11 protein-coding genes, 1 tRNA gene and 1 pseudogene are annotated in these 15,613 nt (G+C 63.1%); 7 read left to right on the forward strand and 6 right to left on the reverse strand.

Translation table 11 applies throughout. The features are described from left to right. Positions 1–15 precede the first annotated feature (15 nt). On the forward strand, positions 16–1,602 hold the full coding sequence (locus LC060_RS01560; RefSeq protein ID WP_226632118.1) for an AbrB/MazE/SpoVT family DNA-binding domain-containing protein: 1,587 nt from the start codon (positions 16–18) through the stop codon (positions 1,600–1,602). A 33-nt stretch (positions 1,603–1,635) separates the two neighbouring features. Here LC060_RS01560 and LC060_RS01565 read toward each other — a convergent pair whose 3' ends face one another. The 5 genes and pseudogenes from LC060_RS01565 to LC060_RS01590 form a co-directional block, all read right to left on the reverse strand. Next, positions 1,636–2,979 carry a GcrA family cell cycle regulator gene (locus tag LC060_RS01565; RefSeq protein WP_413465082.1) on the reverse strand — a complete coding sequence of 448 codons (1,344 nt, stop codon included), beginning with the start codon at positions 2,977–2,979 and terminating at the stop codon, positions 1,636–1,638. Between the two features lie 577 nt (positions 2,980–3,556). Then, positions 3,557–4,909 (reverse strand): hypothetical protein, encoded by a 1,353-nt coding sequence (locus LC060_RS01575; RefSeq protein WP_226632120.1) that lies wholly within the window; start codon positions 4,907–4,909, stop codon positions 3,557–3,559. Positions 4,910–5,513: 604 nt separating this feature from the next. After that, on the reverse strand, positions 5,514–6,293 hold the full coding sequence (istB, locus tag LC060_RS01580) for an IS21-like element helper ATPase IstB (protein WP_226632121.1): 780 nt from the start codon (positions 6,291–6,293) through the stop codon (positions 5,514–5,516). Beyond that, positions 6,283–7,802 (reverse strand): annotated as a pseudogene (istA, locus tag LC060_RS01585) (IS21 family transposase). The gene istB and the pseudogene istA overlap by 11 nt, the downstream one beginning before the upstream one ends. 282 nt (positions 7,803–8,084) lie before the next feature. After that, positions 8,085–8,158: transfer RNA gene (locus tag LC060_RS01590), tRNA-Gln, on the reverse strand. A 147-nt stretch (positions 8,159–8,305) separates the two neighbouring features. On the opposite strand from LC060_RS01590, the gene LC060_RS01595 reads away from it, so the two are divergent. Further along, entirely contained in the window at positions 8,306–9,757 is a 1,452-nt protein-coding gene (locus tag LC060_RS01595) for a Ppx/GppA phosphatase family protein (RefSeq protein ID WP_226632123.1), read from the forward strand. After that, positions 9,754–10,413, forward strand: coding sequence for an RlmE family RNA methyltransferase (locus tag LC060_RS01600; protein ID WP_039389288.1), 660 nt, complete (start codon positions 9,754–9,756; stop codon positions 10,411–10,413). Before LC060_RS01595 ends, LC060_RS01600 begins: the two co-directional genes overlap by 4 nt. Positions 10,414–10,708: 295 nt before the next feature. Here LC060_RS01600 and LC060_RS01605 read toward each other — a convergent pair whose 3' ends face one another. Then, positions 10,709–11,356 (reverse strand): c-type cytochrome, encoded by a 648-nt coding sequence (locus tag LC060_RS01605; protein WP_226632125.1) that lies wholly within the window; start codon positions 11,354–11,356, stop codon positions 10,709–10,711. Between the two features lie 206 nt (positions 11,357–11,562). Here LC060_RS01605 and LC060_RS01610 point away from each other — a divergent pair, with 206 nt between their 5' ends. The 4 genes from LC060_RS01610 (at position 11,563) to LC060_RS01625 (ending at position 15,613) form a co-directional block, all read left to right on the forward strand. Beyond that, positions 11,563–12,456, forward strand: a complete 894-nt coding sequence (locus tag LC060_RS01610) for a prephenate dehydratase (RefSeq protein WP_039391795.1) — start codon at positions 11,563–11,565, stop codon at positions 12,454–12,456. A 114-nt stretch (positions 12,457–12,570) separates the two neighbouring features. Then, positions 12,571–13,251: a hypothetical protein gene (locus LC060_RS01615; protein ID WP_226632127.1), complete on the forward strand. Its 681-nt coding sequence runs from the start codon at positions 12,571–12,573 to the stop codon at positions 13,249–13,251. After that, positions 13,248–14,600, forward strand: a complete 1,353-nt coding sequence (locus tag LC060_RS01620; protein WP_226632129.1) for a DUF4350 domain-containing protein — start codon at positions 13,248–13,250, stop codon at positions 14,598–14,600. Before LC060_RS01615 ends, LC060_RS01620 begins: the two co-directional genes overlap by 4 nt. Beyond that, complete coding sequence (locus LC060_RS01625) at positions 14,597–15,613, forward strand: AAA family ATPase (protein ID WP_226632130.1); 1,017 nt, start codon at positions 14,597–14,599, stop codon at positions 15,611–15,613. Before LC060_RS01620 ends, LC060_RS01625 begins: the two co-directional genes overlap by 4 nt.

The following is a 15,613-nucleotide window of genomic DNA, read 5'->3' on the forward strand; positions in this document are numbered from 1 at the left end:
CCTCGGCTCGCCGGGATGGAAAGCGCCGATTTGCTTGAGCTTGCTTGCGCGCTTGCCACGGTGCTCGATCATCGCACGGCGAGACCGCTGGGGCGCCAGACCGCCACGCAGGGGGAGCTGGCAAAGCTCATCGTCGCGGCTTTGGCGCAGACCTGGCCTTTGCTTTGCGGATGGCCGAATGCGTTTGAGGCACTTCTGGCCGGCCGGATCAACGCCCATGCGAAGCAACGAGGCGATGGGAATGGCGGGGCGAGCCACCGGCTCCTTTCGCGGGCTCGGGTGTCCAGCCTGGCACCAGCGCCGCAAGCTTTGCTTTGCGACTTCATCGAAGAGTGCCGTGCGGCGAGGGACAGGGGTCTGACCGCCCATCAGGCCTCGCAGGTATCGGGCGCGCATTTGCGTACACTCGTCAAAATGCGGCGCGCCGGTGAGCTGCCTTCGGTTCTGGCGCTCGATGGGCAAAGATTGCATGTCCTGTTCGAGAGGGAAGCCATCGAGCGACTGGCCGGTCAGCATACGGCTAGCAAGCGTCTGGTCCGCGCGTCCGCCAACCTGGGCATTCCCGGCTATGCCCTGCGCGAACTGATGTGGTTGGGCTTGATCAACGAGGCGCCCTTGCCGCCAGGCCGGAAAGGCAAACACACCGTGGACGAGGCCTCGCTTGCGCAGTTCACGCGGCGCCTTTGCGGCAATCTCGAGGTGGCTGACCGACGGTTCCCCGTCCGGCTCTGGGATCTCATGTTGCAGTTGGGCGGCCGTCCCAAGCCCTGGGCGGCTGTTCTCGCCGCCATCGCCAACGGCGGACTGGCTGCGGCGCTTGCGTCAGGCCAAGGCCCGATCGCGGAGCGAATTCGTTTGTCCGATGACGTCGATTTGAAGGCGCCGGCGTTCGCGCTTAACAGCGAAATGGATTGGGCTGACGTAGCAGTGAGCAAGCGGGAGTGCGCCGATATCCTCGGCCTCTCTCCCACCAATTTCTCACGCTACAGCGACTTCCTGTTGGGCCCGGGGAAGCCCTTTCGCGACATTCGAATGGTGGATGCCGTCATACTTGCAAAGCGGTACATTGGCACGACCGAGATCGCGAAGAGGCTCAAGCTGCATCATGTCGCCGCCCTGAATTTGGCCATGCAACGGGGCGTGAAGTTCGCCGACAAGGGGCTGTTCGATCGAGAATCTGCGCAAACCCGAATTCCAGAAATGGGCCGAACCGAGGAAAGCCTGATCCGTGGTATGAAGCAGGCTTCGTCACCGAAGAGGAATCGAGGCAGGGAGATGGACATGCGAGCAAAGGTTGCAGCGGATGGCCGGATAAGGATTCCTGCCCTTGTGTATCAGCAACTGGGGCTGAAGGCCGGTGACACGGTCTATTTCGAGCTTACCAAGCATGGAGCAGTGCTGCGCACCGCGGCGCAAACTGTCGCCCAGGCCCAGGCTCTGGCGTCGATGGCTTTCTCGAGATGCGGCGAGAAGGCAGCGGCGAATAGCCGGCGCGCGACTGGTCAAAAAATGAGGGGCGCGTGCGGTCGGCTCGCGTGCGCCCATTGCGGTAATTTCTGTGCGTATCAAGGTCGCCCGAAAGCGGACAGACTTAGAGCGTAAACGCGAAGCACTGTGTGGCCGCATGAGTTGATTTCATAGGTCATCGCGGCTGCGAAATGCGCCGCGCTGTACTATTGTTACTTCGGGAGCGGACGGGGGCAGAATCGGAATCTGAGAAGGAAAATTACCAATGAAGTCGATGATCGAGTGGCTCAGATCTTGTGGAAGATCAGCTACTAAAGCCTCGATCGATTTTTCCGCACGAACCAAGAACTGTCCCACCTTGTGCACCAGTGGTGAAGTAGTTGCATAATCAGAAGACGCTGCTCCACTGAAAAAGGTTCCAGCAAAAGCGGCGACTCCAATAACGAAATTTGACGCAGAGCGCTTCGCCCTTCCACCAGCTTTTTCTCCTTGGAACACGCCGCGATCAGCTGCGTCACGCAACTGTCTGAAAACTTCAACATCTCTATCCGTGAGCAAATCGTGTTCGCTCGCTGCGGCGATTACGTCAAAAGTGGGTTGAAGTTCGCCCGCTTTGACAAGGAAGCGACTGGCTTCGTCATCTGCGTCGCGTATGCTCGGAAATGCACGGAGCCAAGGCGCGAGATTCCGAACTAAGTCCGACAAAGGCCGGCGCACTTCGGGATCGAGCGGCTCGGTGTAGGATGCCGCTCCCGCAGTTAACTGCTGGTCAAACTCAATGAAAGATCCGAGTTCAATTGCGACCGGATAAAGGAAGCCGAGGACGTCAGGAATGGAGATAGATGGTCGGTCAAGCAAATCGACCAAATTCATTGTTGTACGACTGATGCCCCCCCAACCCGGTTGATTATCTAAACGCGAAGCAACATCGACGAAATTCCGGGCTCGCTGAAGAATGGCAGCGTGCATTTGCTGCGTCATTGGCCGTTGGGCCGCAGCTAGATCGTCTTGGTCTCCCCCGGCTGTCATGACAAAATGGTCATCGACGGCCTGAAAAGTTGCCCCTCCACGCGCCTGATGTAACTCTGAAACTCGACGTGCGGCCTCCCATTGCAACAGTAATTTTTCAATTTCTGGAGGCGGCCACTGGGGCAAAAATAGGCCAAGGTCGAGGTTCAGAGCGGCAAGCGCCGATTTCACGTCATTTAGCGATTTTCGTCCGAAGTTCGGGGTTCGTAATAGTTCCGACTCGGTTTTTTGAACCAAATCGCCGACGAAAAACACGCCGTCATTGTAGAGCGCGCTTTTGGTCCTGTTTCCTAATGGAAGAGTTGCAACCTGGGATAACATTTCCGATGTAATTGATCGATGTGGTCGAAGCCCGAGCCTATAAGCTTTGCCGATTACCGCGTTACGCGAAACTCCTCCGAGCGCCTCCGAGATTTGGGAGGCTGTAAAGCCATCGCTCCACATTCCTTTAAGGCGCTCAATCCTGTCTTCCGTCCAACTCACATGGCATCCCCAAGCTAGCGGTCGGACTTATCACGACTGCCACTCAGATGCATATTCGGTCAGATTCCGAAGAACAATGGCTGATGGTTCCATTCTCTTGCTTGACTGGATGTCCGCTTCCGGCCCGATCAGGCCGTCCAGTTTGCCAGGCGACGGAGGCGCAAGAGTAGGCTGCACAAAACTGCGCGGCAAAGCTTCGCCTGGCAGCGGTCGCGTTCGCTTGATTGTTGCTGAGGGGTGCTTCGCGTCTAGCTGATGGCTGGCGAAGATTTAACCCAAGACCACTTGCGGGCAGACTTCGTGTCACTCCGGGCAAGGTTTAGTGTCAAGGGATAAAGTGTGTCCGTTGACAGCCAAGTTGGCCTGACAAATCGGGAACATCGGGGGTTTTGTCACAAGGCTTTGACAGGGTTCTTGCCCGATGTACCCCCTTTCGGACAACCCGTCTGCCCGATCCTGCGAAACCAATGACTTAGCAGGGGGCGCGCAATCCTTCCTCGCTCCGCTGTTCCAAAAAGGGCTTTGCCTTCGATGCTTCGCGCTGCGAGATTCCGCTCGTGCGACATGGCTATGCCGGTCATTGCCGAAGATCGGCTACGCCCAATTCTTCCCACATCCAGGTAAGGCTGTAACCGGCCATCTGCTCGTTGCCGGATTTGGCGGTTCCGTTCTCCAGGTACTTCAGCCATTCCACCACCTGTGCGCGCCCGGCCTTGGTCCTGACGGCCTGCCGCGGCGTCTTGTCCCCCAGAGCGGGGACCGGCTCGTCGAGGACCTGTCGGTATTGTCGGTCCATCATGTCGCGAACGATGCGCTGCATCTCCGCGGCAGGGATCTCCGGCTCGGCGGTTTCGTCGCGCTCCTGCCGTTGTTCAGCCATCATCTGGGCAACGGTGCGGATCTCGGTCAACGGTGCCTGCACCAGATCGCCCAGCAAGGGGATGAAGAGGTCTCGGGCACGCTTCGCGCGTTCGGCGCTGTTGACCTCGATCGTCAGGAATCGTCCCGCCAGCTCGGCGTTTCCAAGGATCGTCGAGCCATCGTCCATGGTAGATGCCAGCATTTGCGCGCCGGGCTGCGCGGGCCGCCTGGATTTGATGCGCTTGTCTTCCAGCCAATTCCAGAATTTGGCGGAAGCGGGCGACAAGGTGGGCAGGGTCTGGAAACGGGCTGCGATCTGCTTTTGTGTCACGCCTTTGGGCAGCGGGAAAACCAGGCGATGGAAGAGGATATCATCGCCGTCACTGTTGACCAGATCGGGCATCGGCGGGCCCATGACACCGGCAGCGTCCAGCAGCCAGGTCGAGGTGATCACGGGCGCGCTGTGGCGCAGCAGTACCGCGCGGTCGGTTACGTCGAAATCAAAGTCCGGGTCGGGCTGGGCGCCGATCTTCGCAAAGCCATCGATCAACTGCTCGCTGCCATCCGGACTAAATGCCAGCAAGGCTCCAGAAATGACGGCGCCGCTTCGGCCGACGATCAGGCGCGTGGCAATCCGGTCCCAGTTGTGCAAGCTGCTGCTCGCGCTGCGCTCCTCAACGGTGACAGGCTCGCCGCCCTGAAGCAGGTCGCGCAGACGCATCGACTTGCCTGGCACGATGTCGCTTACTTCGTAGAGTGACATCGGTGTCTGACGCAGGGCCTTGATATAGGCTTTGACGGAAGCCTTTTCGTTCCAGCCACGCCGCTTCAGGTAATCGTCGGCGAGATTTTCGCCATCGAACTCACGCCCGATCAGGTCTTCGAACGCGCAGCCCCACAAGGGACCTTCCCAGTGCGGGCCAACGATGTCGAGAAGTTCGTCGAAATCGACGTCGAGCTCGTCGGCCGCCGGTCCGAAATGTTCTTCCAGACACCCCTCAAGGCGTGTCTTCCAGGGTTCGCGCCCAGCATATTTGATCAGGCCGGACAGGTCGTGGATGGCGCGCAAGGGGAAAGCTCCTGGAGATGGTTCAATGGCACGATAATGCCGAGCCATTTGTTCCTATACGGCAAGCGAATTCGCAGCGACAGGTCACGTCATGCTTGGCGAGCGGAATGCGGGTAGGGCGATGCCTATATTGGCCAGCCATCGAGCACGCTCACACCGATCTACCGGACGATAACCCGTGACATCCTGCTTCGCCTCGATTTTCATGAGGTTATCGTGGAGGGCCCTCATCGGGATTACTTCCCTTGGGGCAAGGTCGTGCGCTACATTCGCTCACCCTATTCGCTCGAGCTTTTCGAAGCATGAGAATGTCCCTACACTGAAGGCTGGCGCCAGCGTAAAAGGATTGGCAGTTGCGTAAAACGATCCTCGCTCACAACTCCAAAAATCTGCTGCAAGGCGTGGCCAGTTCACGAGCGTTTCAACATCGCAAAGCGTTCGAGTACGCCGTTGATCACGCAATTGGTCCCCGGGTGCGAGCCGATGGTGCTGCCGCCGTCGATCTTTGGTGTGCTTGTTGATTGCCACTGAGAAGTGACCCGGGATTTCCATTGAGAATTGACCCGGGTGGGTATGGTTTATGTGCTGCCGTTTCCGGGCAGGTTCAAGATGCGGGTTTCTCCTTTCTGGCTTTGGGCGCAGCGGTGCTGGCGCGGAAGCGGAAGCTGTCGTTTCCGGTCTCCAGGATGTGGCAGTGATGGGTTAGCCGATCGAGCAGCGCGGTGGTCATCTTGGCATCGCCGAACACGCCAGCCCATTCGCTGAAGCTCAGGTTGGTGGTGATGACGACGCTGGTGCGCTCGTATAGCTTGCTGAGCAGATGGAAGAGCATGGCACCGCCCGATGGACTGAAGGGCAGGTAGCCCAGTTCATCGAGGATGAGCAGGTCGAGGCGTAGCAGGCGTTCTGTCAGCTGGCCGGATCGGTTCATGGTCTTTTCCTGCTCAAGCGTGTTGACCAGATCGACCGTGGAGAAGAAGCGGACCTTCTTGCGGTGATGCTCGACAGCCTGGACGCCCAGAGCTGTGGCGATATGGCTCTTGCCGGTGCCGGGCCCACCGATCAGCACGACGTTGTCGGCGTTTTCCATGAAGTCGCCCTGGTGAAGCTGGCGTACGAGGGCTTCGTTGATCTCGCTGGCGGCAAAATCGAAGCCCGCCAGATCCTTGTAGGCCGGGAAGCGAGCCGCCTTGATCTGATAGGCGATGGACCTGACCTCCCGCTCGGCCATTTCTGCCTTCAGGAGCCCAGACAGCATAGGCACGGCAGCGTCGAAGGCAGGCGCACCCTGCTCGATCAGATCGCCGGCGGCCTGAGCCATGCCGAACATCTTGAGGCTGCGTAGCATGACGACGATGGCCGCGCTGGCGGGATCATGACGCATGACGGATCTCCCTCAGCCTGTCATAGCGTACGACATTGGCCTCGGGCTCCTGCGTCAGACGCAGGGCCTGAGGCGCATCGATCGGCGCTGCTGGAGGCGCCTTGCCATCGATAAGGCGATGCAACACGTTGAGAACGTGGGTCTTGGTGGCAACACCGGCTTCCAGAGCCAACTCGACCGCACTCAACACAGCCTGCTCGTCGTGATGCAGAACGAGAGACAGGATCTCGACCATCTCCCTGTCGCCGCCCGGGCGCTTGAGCAGATGACCCTGTAACTGCCGGAAGGCTTCGGGCATCTCGAGGAGGGGGGCGCCATTGCGCAAGGCGCCGGGCTTGCGCTGGATCACGGCCAGATAATGCCGCCAGTCATAGATCGTGCGCCCCGGCTTGTGATGGGAACGGTCGATGAGCCGGGCATGTTCGCACACGATCTGGCCTTCGGCCGCTATGAGCAGACGATCCGGGTAGACCCTCAGGCTGACCGGCCGGTTCGCGAAGGATGCAGGCACCGAATAGCGGTTGCGGTCGAAGGCGATTAGGCAAGTCGGCGACACGCGTTTGATCTGCTCGACAAAGCCATCGAAGGGCCGGCCCAGCGGCATCAGGCAGGAAACTTCCTCGGCGTGCGCATCGGCCACGGTGCCGGGCAGCACACCGTGCTGGATCTCGCCCCATTGGGCGATGCATTGTTCTTCCAGCCAGGCGTTCAACTCAGCCAGATCGCGGAAGCTGGGCATTGGTTGCCACAACCGGCGCCGAGCGTCCTGGACGTTCTTCTCGACCTGTCCCTTCTCCCAACCAGAAGCCGGATTGCAGAAATCCGTCTCGAACAGATAGTGGCTGGCCATGGCGGCGAACCTGGCGTTGACCTGCCGCGCCTTCCCCGTCCCGATCTTGTCGACAGCGGTGCGCATATTGTCGAAGATGCCCCGCTGCGGCACGCCGCCCAGCACCCGGAATGCCTGCGCCAGCGCGTCGAACAGCATCTCATGGGTCTGGAGCAGATAGGCCCGCACGATGAAGGCGCGGCTATGTGCCAGCTTGGTATGGGCAACCTGCAACTTGGTCACCTTGCCGTCCAACACGGCATAATCCTCGCTCCAGTCGAACTGGAAGGCCTCGCCAGGCTGGAAAACCAAAGGCACGAACGTCCCCGCCCGCTGGTCTGCTGTTCATATTGAAGCTCGGACCGCCATCGCCGCGCAAAGGCGGCCACCCGGTTATAAGAGCCATCGTAACCCAGCTTCACCAGATCACCGTACAGCTGCTTGGCAGTCCGCTTCTGCTTGCGGGATTTCTTCGATTCCACTCGTAGCCAACCCGTCAGCTTGTCCGCGAAGGGATCGAGTTTGCTGGGCCGCAATGGAACCTTGAAGCTGGGCTCAACCGTATCGGAGCGCAGATACTTGCGAATGGTGTTGCGGGACAGGCCGGTCCGGCGCCTGATCTCCCGAATGGAGATCCCTTGCCGGAAATGCCACCGGCGGATCACACTGAGTAAGTCCATGTCGATCACTCTAAGACCCTCCGACTGGCAGCCGGAAGGGAGGAAAACATGGGTCAATTCTCAGTGGTAATTTATACGCGCCCCGGGTCACTTCTCAGTGGCAATCAACAGGTTGCACAAAACTGCGCGGCCAGGCTTCGCCTGGCTGCGGTCGCGGTCGCTTGATTGTTGCTGAGGGGTGCTTCGCGTCTAGCTGATGGCTGGCGAAGATTTAACCCAAGACCACTTGCGGGCAGACTTTGTGTCACTCCGGGCAAGGTTTGGTGTCAAGGGATAAAGTGTTGGATGCCCCGCGAGGATTCGAACCTCGATAGACGGAATCAGAATCCGTAGTCTTACCATTAGACGACGGGGCATCATCGTTGGAGAGGCGCCTCTAGGGGGTGGTGTGATTCGGGTCAAGGGGAAATTTGCATCGGGCTTGCCCCTTTGTCCGCGGGCGGTTAGCATCGCGTCAGGTGCCCACCGCCAGGGTGGGAAGATTTGAACGAGATTTGGTGAAAATGGCGGAGCATGATCCGCCGGCCGCGAAAGTCGATGTCCCGCGCCGCGCTTCCAAGCGGCGCAAGGGCCGGAAGGGGAAGTCTTCCAGGTCCGCGAACGGGGCAGCTGTGGGCAAGGGGGCGTCGCAGGCGACGTCCGGGCCCGCGGCAGGCGCAGTGCCGCGCGAACGAAACGAGAAGAGGGGCTCCGGTCCCGACAGTGGCGGGCGCGGTGCGTCCCGCCGGCGCTTTGGCGAGGGGCGAGCGTCCCAGGCACGCGATGGATCTGGCGATGCGTCCCCGCGCGAGTTGGGCCGTGGGCGGGCAACCGTGCGCAAGGCATCTTCCGAAGGGCCAGCTGGCGGCGGGGTGTCCGATCGCAAGGTTCCGGGCCCCAAGGCCTTGGCGAATGGCAACGGACGCGAGGGCGCATCACGGCAGTCCTTTGCCGCGATCGATCTGGGTACGAACAACTGCCGTCTGTTGATCGCGCGGCCGTCCGGACAGCACTTCACGGTAATCGACGCGTTCAGCCGCGTTGTCCGACTGGGCGAGGGGCTCGCCCAGTCGGGACGGCTTTCGGACGCGGCCATGGACCGCACCCTCGCCGCGCTCAAGATCTGTGCCGAGAAGCTCATGCGGCGCAATGTCCATCTGGCGCGCTCGGTCGCGACCGAGGCCTGCCGCCGAGCCGAGAACGGGCCGGAGTTCATCGAGCGCGTGCGCCAGGAGACCGGGATCGCGCTCGACATCATCAGCGCGCGCGAGGAAGCGCGTCTCGCCGTGCTGGGCTGCCACGTGCTGCTTGAGGAAGGCATGGGGCCGGCGATGATCTTCGACATCGGTGGCGGATCGACCGAACTGGTGCTGATCGAGAGCACCGGTACGGTGCCGCGCATCCTCGATTGGCAGAGCGTGCCCTGGGGGGTGGTTTCGCTGACCGAAAGCGTGGGGCCGGAAGGGACCTGCGAGGCTGAGCGTCTGGCCCGCTACCGCCACATGCACAGCCTCGTCAGCGAGAGTTTTGCCGATTTTGCGCAGCGTATCTCGGGCGCGCGGGGCAGTGCCGGGCGCAACGGTCCGCTGCGGCTTCTGGGCACGAGCGGTACGGTCACGACACTGGCCAGCCTGCATCTGGAACTGCCGCAATACGACAGGCGCATGGTCGACGGGCTGATCGTGCCGGCGCGGTCGATGCGCGATATCAGTACGCGCCTGTCGACCATGGCGATCGAGGATCGGCGCGAGCTCAACTGTATCGGCAAGGAGCGCGCGGACCTGGTCGTGGCGGGATGTGCTATCCTCGAATCGATTCTCGACCTATGGCCCGCCGAGCGTCTGGGCGTTGCGGACCGTGGTATCCGTGAGGGAATCCTGCGCAGCCTAATCTCGTCGCAGACAACACGGCCGTCCGCAGGGGCGCCCACACATACGGAAAGGGACGCGATGACGCGTGCAGGGGCAGGGCGATGAGCCGTTCGGGACGCGATCCGGGCGAACGCCTCAAGACCGCCAAGAAGCGGACCACTTCGTCCGCGCGCTGGCTGACCCGCCAGCTCAACGATCCCTATGTCAAGAAGGCCAAGGCGGATGGCTATCGCAGCCGCGCGGCCTACAAGCTGATCGAACTCGACGAGAAGTTTGATCTGCTCAAGGGCACGACGCGCGCGGTTGACCTGGGCATCGCGCCGGGCGGCTGGAGCCAGGTGCTGCGTCTCAAGTGCCCGAAGGCGGCGGTGGTGGGCATTGATCTTCTGCCGACCGATCCGATCGAGGGCGTGACCATCTTCCAGATGGACTTCATGGCCGACGAAGCGCCCGCTGCGCTGGAGGAAGCGCTTGATGGCGCGCCCGATCTGGTCCTCTCGGACATGGCGGCGAACACCGTGGGGCACAAGCAGACCGATCACCTGCGCACGATGGGCCTGGTGGAAACGGCTGCGGACTTTGCAATCCAGACGCTGGCGCCCGGCGGCGCCTTCGTCGCCAAGGTCCTGGCGGGTGGCACCGATGCGCAGCTCCTCGGGCTGCTCAAGAAGCATTTCACCAGCGTCAAGCACGCCAAGCCGCCCGCGAGCCGTAAGGACTCCTCGGAGTGGTACGTGATTGCCAAGGGGTTCAAGGGGTAAGAGCCCCTCGCTGGAGAGATCTGAAAGTTCGCGAAAAGGTGATTCCGAGGGCCATCGCCCTCGGGCTCCCATGACTGTCGACCTCACCTTTGCCAGCTACGGTGGCGGTGAGAGGTGAGGTGGACGGTCATGGGGTCAAGGGGTGATGAGCCCTTGTCTTGATCCTTGCTTCTGCTGTTCTTCTGCCTGTTCTGCTGCCATGCAGACGAAAACGGTCCGCGAACGACTCGGTGACGTTCGCGGACCGTTTTCCACCGACGCGCCGAAGCGTACCGGATATCATCCTGCCCTGTGCTTACTCGACGACGGCGTCTTCGGCAGCGGCGGGTTCCTCGGCAACCTCTTCGGCGGCAGCTTCGCCTTCGGCGGCTTCTGCGTCCGCAGCTTCATCCTCGGCCGGTTCTTCGGCCGCGGGCGCTTCGGGAAGCGGCAGGTTCGAGCCCTGGGTGTTGAGCCAGGCGATGAGGTTGGCGCGTTCCTCGGGCTTGGAGAGACCGGCGAAGGTCATCTTGGTGCCCGGCGCGAAGGCCTTGGGGCTGGTCAGCCACTCGTTCAGCTTGTCGAACGTCCATTCGCCGCCCACGCTCTTGAGCGCGTCGGAGAAGGCAAATCCGCCTGCGCCCGTGCCCACGCCTTCACCGACAACGCCGTGCAGGTTGGGGCCGATGCCGTTGGCGCCGCCCGATTCGATGGTGTGGCAGGACTTGCACTTGGCGAAGGAAGCCTCGCCCTTGGCAAGATCGGCGCTGGCCAGCAGCGTGGCGAACGGCACTTCGCCCGAATCTTCCGATTCGATCTCGACGCCTTCGATGGCGTAGCCCATGGTTTCCGGACGGTGGTGCTTGTCGGCACCGAAATACATCGAACTGACGATAGTCAGGCACAGGCCAAGTGCGCCTGCCCCAAGCACCCAGCCCGTGATGGTATTGAAACGATTATCCATTCACAAAGCCCCTCGCAATGCCCCCACCTTTAAACGTATTTTCGCTCTTTATGGCATTGGGCTCTAGTGTTCCGGGGCTTTGAGCGCAAGACCGATTGCGCATTTCACGAAGTTACAGATTGTTCGGTCCGGTTGCATGACAGGCCTTGCGGGCATGCCGGTTTGCGTTGCGCACGGCGGGAAAGCGCCGTAAACGCGCGCGCACCATGAGCTCCTATCCCAAACCCGCCCTCGCACAGGTTTCCTCCATGTCGGATGCGGCTGTTGCCGCGCCGGACCGCGCTGTCGCGTTTCAGGGCGCGCCGGGGTGCAATTCGCACCGCGCCGCGCTCGAGTACGACGCGCAGTGCCTGCCGCTGCCCTGCTTCTCCTTCGAGGACGCGCTCGATGCGGTGCGCGATGGGCGGGCCGAACGGGCGATCATCCCTATCGAGAACTCGCAGCACGGGCGCGTGGCCGACATCCACTTCCTGCTGCCCGAAAGCGGACTTTCGATCGTGGGCGAGCACTTCACCCCGATCAACCACGCGCTGATGGCGCTGGGGCAGGGGCCGTTCACGGCAGCCTACAGCCACCCGCAGGCGCTCGGCCAGTCGCGCCGTTACCTGCGCGAGAAGGGCATCGTGCCGATGGCCTATGCCGATACTGCGGGCGCGGCGGCCTATGTGCGCGAGATGGGCGATCCCACGCTGGCCGCGATCGCGCCCAAGCTGGCGGCCGAGCTCTATGACTTGCAGATCGTGGAGGACAATGTCGAGGATGCGGACGACAACACGACGCGTTTCGTGGTGCTGGCGCGCGAGCCGCTCGACCCCTTCACGTTGCAGGGCCAGAAGACGATGACGACCTTCATCTTCGAGGTGAACAACGTGCCGGCCGCGCTCTACAAGGCGCTCGGGGGCTTTGCGACCAACGGGGTCAACATGACCAAGCTGGAAAGCTACCAGACTGGCGCGAGCTTCGCGGCCTCGAAGTTCTACGTCGATATCGAAGGCGCACCGGGCGAGGAGCGGGTGGACCGGGCGATGCAGGAACTGGCGTTCCACTGCAAGTACGTGCGCCCGCTCGGCACCTACCGGCTCGCACGTCCGCGCGGGTAAGGCCTCCGCTTGGCCTAGCTGGGCGGTGATTTTCGTCGGCTTTTGAAGTGCTTTTGCCGGGAATGGCGCGAGGGCTTCTTGCGCCGCCGGGACCCCCATGCCAACTAGACACGGGTGAGCGTCGGAGCGGATCATATCGCGGCAGGGTCCGCAGCGGCACAGGCCCGCGCTGACTGGGAGGCCGTGCGCGCCTCGGGCGAGATCCAGTTCGCGCCCGTGCCCCATCCCGAAGTGCCCATTCCCGAAACGCCCGCCTGGCTGCAGGTCCTGGGGCGCATCCTCGAGGCGATCTTTGCGCCTATCGGACGGCTGCTGGGCATGTCCTGGGGGATCTTCCAGTGGGTCCTGCTGGCGCTTGCGACGCTTCTTCTCCTCTACGTGCTGTGGCGGATCGGCTCGGTCTGGTGGGAGAACCGCCGTGTGCGCGGTGCCGGGCACGAGCCGGAAGCCTGGGTTCCCGTGCGGGCCGAGGTTGAGGCGCTCCTGTCCGATGCGGACCGGCTGGCGGCAGAAGGACGCTACGGTGAGGCCACGCACCTGCTCCTGCGCCGCAGTGTACGTCAGATTTCCGACCAACGGCCTGACTGGCTGGGGCCCGCTTCCACCGCGCGCGAGATTGCAGGGCTAAAGGTCCTGCCCGAGGCCGGGCGTCGCGCCTTCACGGTCATCGCCGAGCGGGTCGAGCGCAGCCTGTTCGCGCTGCGGGATCTGGACGCAGGCGATTGGCAGGCCGCGCGCGAGGCCTATGCTGATTTTGCCCGGCTGCACTTCCGCGAAGGGACGCCAGCGGCATGAGTTCCCATGCGATCCCTGTCGCGGGGCCTGCGAACGCGCAGCCCAACCCCTTCTCGCGCCGTGCGGTGCTGGGCATCGTGCTGGCGGGCGGCGCTCTGTTCGTTCTCCTCTTGTGGATGATCGGCACGGGGACGGGCTTCGGCTCGGGCAATGACGGGGGCGGCCATGCCCAGGGACGCGGACTGAACGGCTATGCCGCCATGGCGCGGTATCTGGAGGCGCGCGGCTACGATGTCGACATGGGCCATGGCCCGGACGATCTCAATCCCGATGGATTGCTCATCCTGACCCCGCCTGCCGACGCCGACGGACGCGAGATCGACCGCATCGTCTCGGCGCACCGCTACAAGGGGGCAACGCTGGTGGTCGCGCCCAAGTGGGTGGCGATGCCGGTGACGGACAAACAGCGCAGCGAGGAAAAGGCCGAGCGGGGCTGGGTGAACCTGGTTTCGGCCCGCCCGCCCGAATGGCGGGGCTTCCTTGATGATGTCGCAGTCGGTTTGGGCCGCGGCGCCGAGGAGGAGGCTGCTGCAGACAAGTCCGATCCCGCACGCTGGAAGGGGCTGGGCGTGGCCGGGCGCTTGCCGCAGGACCATGTCCTGGCCTGGGGGGAGGGCGAGCGGCTCATTCCCCTCGTCACCAATGGCAAGGGGCAGATCCTTGCTGCGCTCCTCGACGATGGCGGCAGCTATCCCGACCTGGAAGAGGTCGCGCAACGCCCGCGCCGCAGCGAGGTCGACGATGAGGACCGCTACCCGCTCGTGCTCGTCTTCGAGCCCGATCTTCTCGACAATTTCGGCATGGCCCGCCCGCAAAGTGCCGCGCTGATCGAGGACCTGTTCGAGAGGCTTGAGATCTACGAGGACGGGCCCATCGTCTTCGACCTCACGCTCAATGGCTTCGGGCAGAGAAAGAACCTGCTGACGCTGGCGGTGACGCCGCCCTTTGCCGGCGTGAGCCTGTGCCTGCTGCTGGCCGCGCTGCTGGTCGGCTGGCGCGGTTTCGTGCGCTTCGGTCCGCCCGCCACGCCCGAGAGGGCCCTCGCGTTCGGAAAGCAGGCGCTCGTTGCCAACGCGGCCGGGCTGGTGCGCCGCTCGCGCCGCTACCACCTGCTGCGCGAACCGTACGCGGCGCGCGCCCGTGCGCGCCTGATGGCGGCACTGGCGCTGCCGCGCGCCCTCGATGCCGAGGCGGCAGAGGCCGCCATTGACCGTGCTCTGGCCACCCGGGCTCCGGAGCGTGAACCCTTTTCGGCGGTCGCCGCGCGTCTGCGCGCCGCGCACCGTCCCCACGATATCCTCAAGGCCGCGCGTGATCTCCACGCGCTCGAAAGGACACTGACGCAATGAACGACCAGGCCCCGCTTTCCGAGACCCCGCCCGCTGCGGCGCCGGCCACAGACGGCCTGCCGCTGGCCGAGGTGGCCCGGCTGGCCGATGCGATCCGTCATGAGATCGGCAAGGCCGTGGTCGGCCAGGCCGAGACCATCGACCACCTGCTGATCGCGCTCATGGCCCGGGGGCACGTCCTTCTCGAAGGCCCTCCGGGCACAGCCAAGACCTTCCTTGCGCAGTGCTTTGCCGCGACGCTTGGTCTTGATTTCGGGCGCATCCAGTTCACCCCCGACCTCATGCCGGGCGATATCCTGGGCTCCAATCTCTTCAACTTCCAGACCAGCCAGTTCACGCTGACGCGCGGACCGATCTTCTGCGACCTGTTGCTTGCCGACGAGATCAACCGCACGCCGCCCAAGACGCAGGCCGCGCTTCTCGAAGCCATGCAGGAGCGGCGCGTGACCCTGGATGGTGAGCGCCATGCCCTGCCCGCGCACTTCATGGTGGTGGCGACGCAGAACCCGATCGAGAGCCAGGGCGTCTACCCGCTGCCTGAAGCCCAGCTGGATCGTTTCCTGTTCAAGCAGCTGGTCGACTACCCTTCGCTGGAGGAGGAACGCGGGATCGTGGCGCGCTTCGGTGCGAACAAGGGCGCGGCCTCCCCGGCGGACCTCGGCATCGCGGCGGTCACTACTGCGGCCCAGCTCGACGCGGCGGCCGAGGCCGTACGCGGCGTGACGCTGGCCGACGAGGTGGCCGACTACATCGTGCGCCTGGTGCGCGCGACACGCGAAAGTGCAGATCTGGCCAGTGGGGCCAGCCCGCGTGCCGCGGTTCTGCTGGCAGGTGCCGCACGGGCGCGCGCCGCGCTTGACGGGCGCTCCTATGTCCTGCCCGATGACGTGAAGGCACTGGCTGCGTCCGTCCTGCGCCACCGCCTGCTGCTCAGCCCTGCCGCCGAGATCGAGGGCAAGCAGGTCGAGGCGCTCGTCGAAGACCTCGTCGCGCAGACCGAGGCGCCGCGCTGA

The sequence above is a fragment of the Novosphingobium profundi genome, assembly GCF_020524485.1.
In the GTDB taxonomy this organism is placed as follows: Bacteria; Pseudomonadota; Alphaproteobacteria; order Sphingomonadales; family Sphingomonadaceae; genus Novosphingobium; species Novosphingobium profundi_A.

What these genes read in the sequence shown, in the direction of transcription:
- LC060_RS01560 (WP_226632118.1), top strand. Translation starts at nt 16, where the DNA reads ATGGAAAGCGCCGATTTGCTTGAGCTTGCTTGCGCGCTTGCCACGGTG.
- istB (WP_226632121.1), bottom strand. Translation starts at nt 6,293, where the DNA reads ATGCGTCATGATCCCGCCAGCGCGGCCATCGTCGTCATGCTACGCAGC.
- LC060_RS01595 (WP_226632123.1), top strand. Translation starts at nt 8,306, where the DNA reads ATGGCGGAGCATGATCCGCCGGCCGCGAAAGTCGATGTCCCGCGCCGC.
- LC060_RS01600 (WP_039389288.1), top strand. Translation starts at nt 9,754, where the DNA reads ATGAGCCGTTCGGGACGCGATCCGGGCGAACGCCTCAAGACCGCCAAG.
- LC060_RS01605 (WP_226632125.1), bottom strand. Translation starts at nt 11,356, where the DNA reads ATGGATAATCGTTTCAATACCATCACGGGCTGGGTGCTTGGGGCAGGC.
- LC060_RS01610 (WP_039391795.1), top strand. Translation starts at nt 11,563, where the DNA reads ATGAGCTCCTATCCCAAACCCGCCCTCGCACAGGTTTCCTCCATGTCG.
- LC060_RS01620 (WP_226632129.1), top strand. Translation starts at nt 13,248, where the DNA reads ATGAGTTCCCATGCGATCCCTGTCGCGGGGCCTGCGAACGCGCAGCCC.
- LC060_RS01625 (WP_226632130.1), top strand. Translation starts at nt 14,597, where the DNA reads ATGAACGACCAGGCCCCGCTTTCCGAGACCCCGCCCGCTGCGGCGCCG.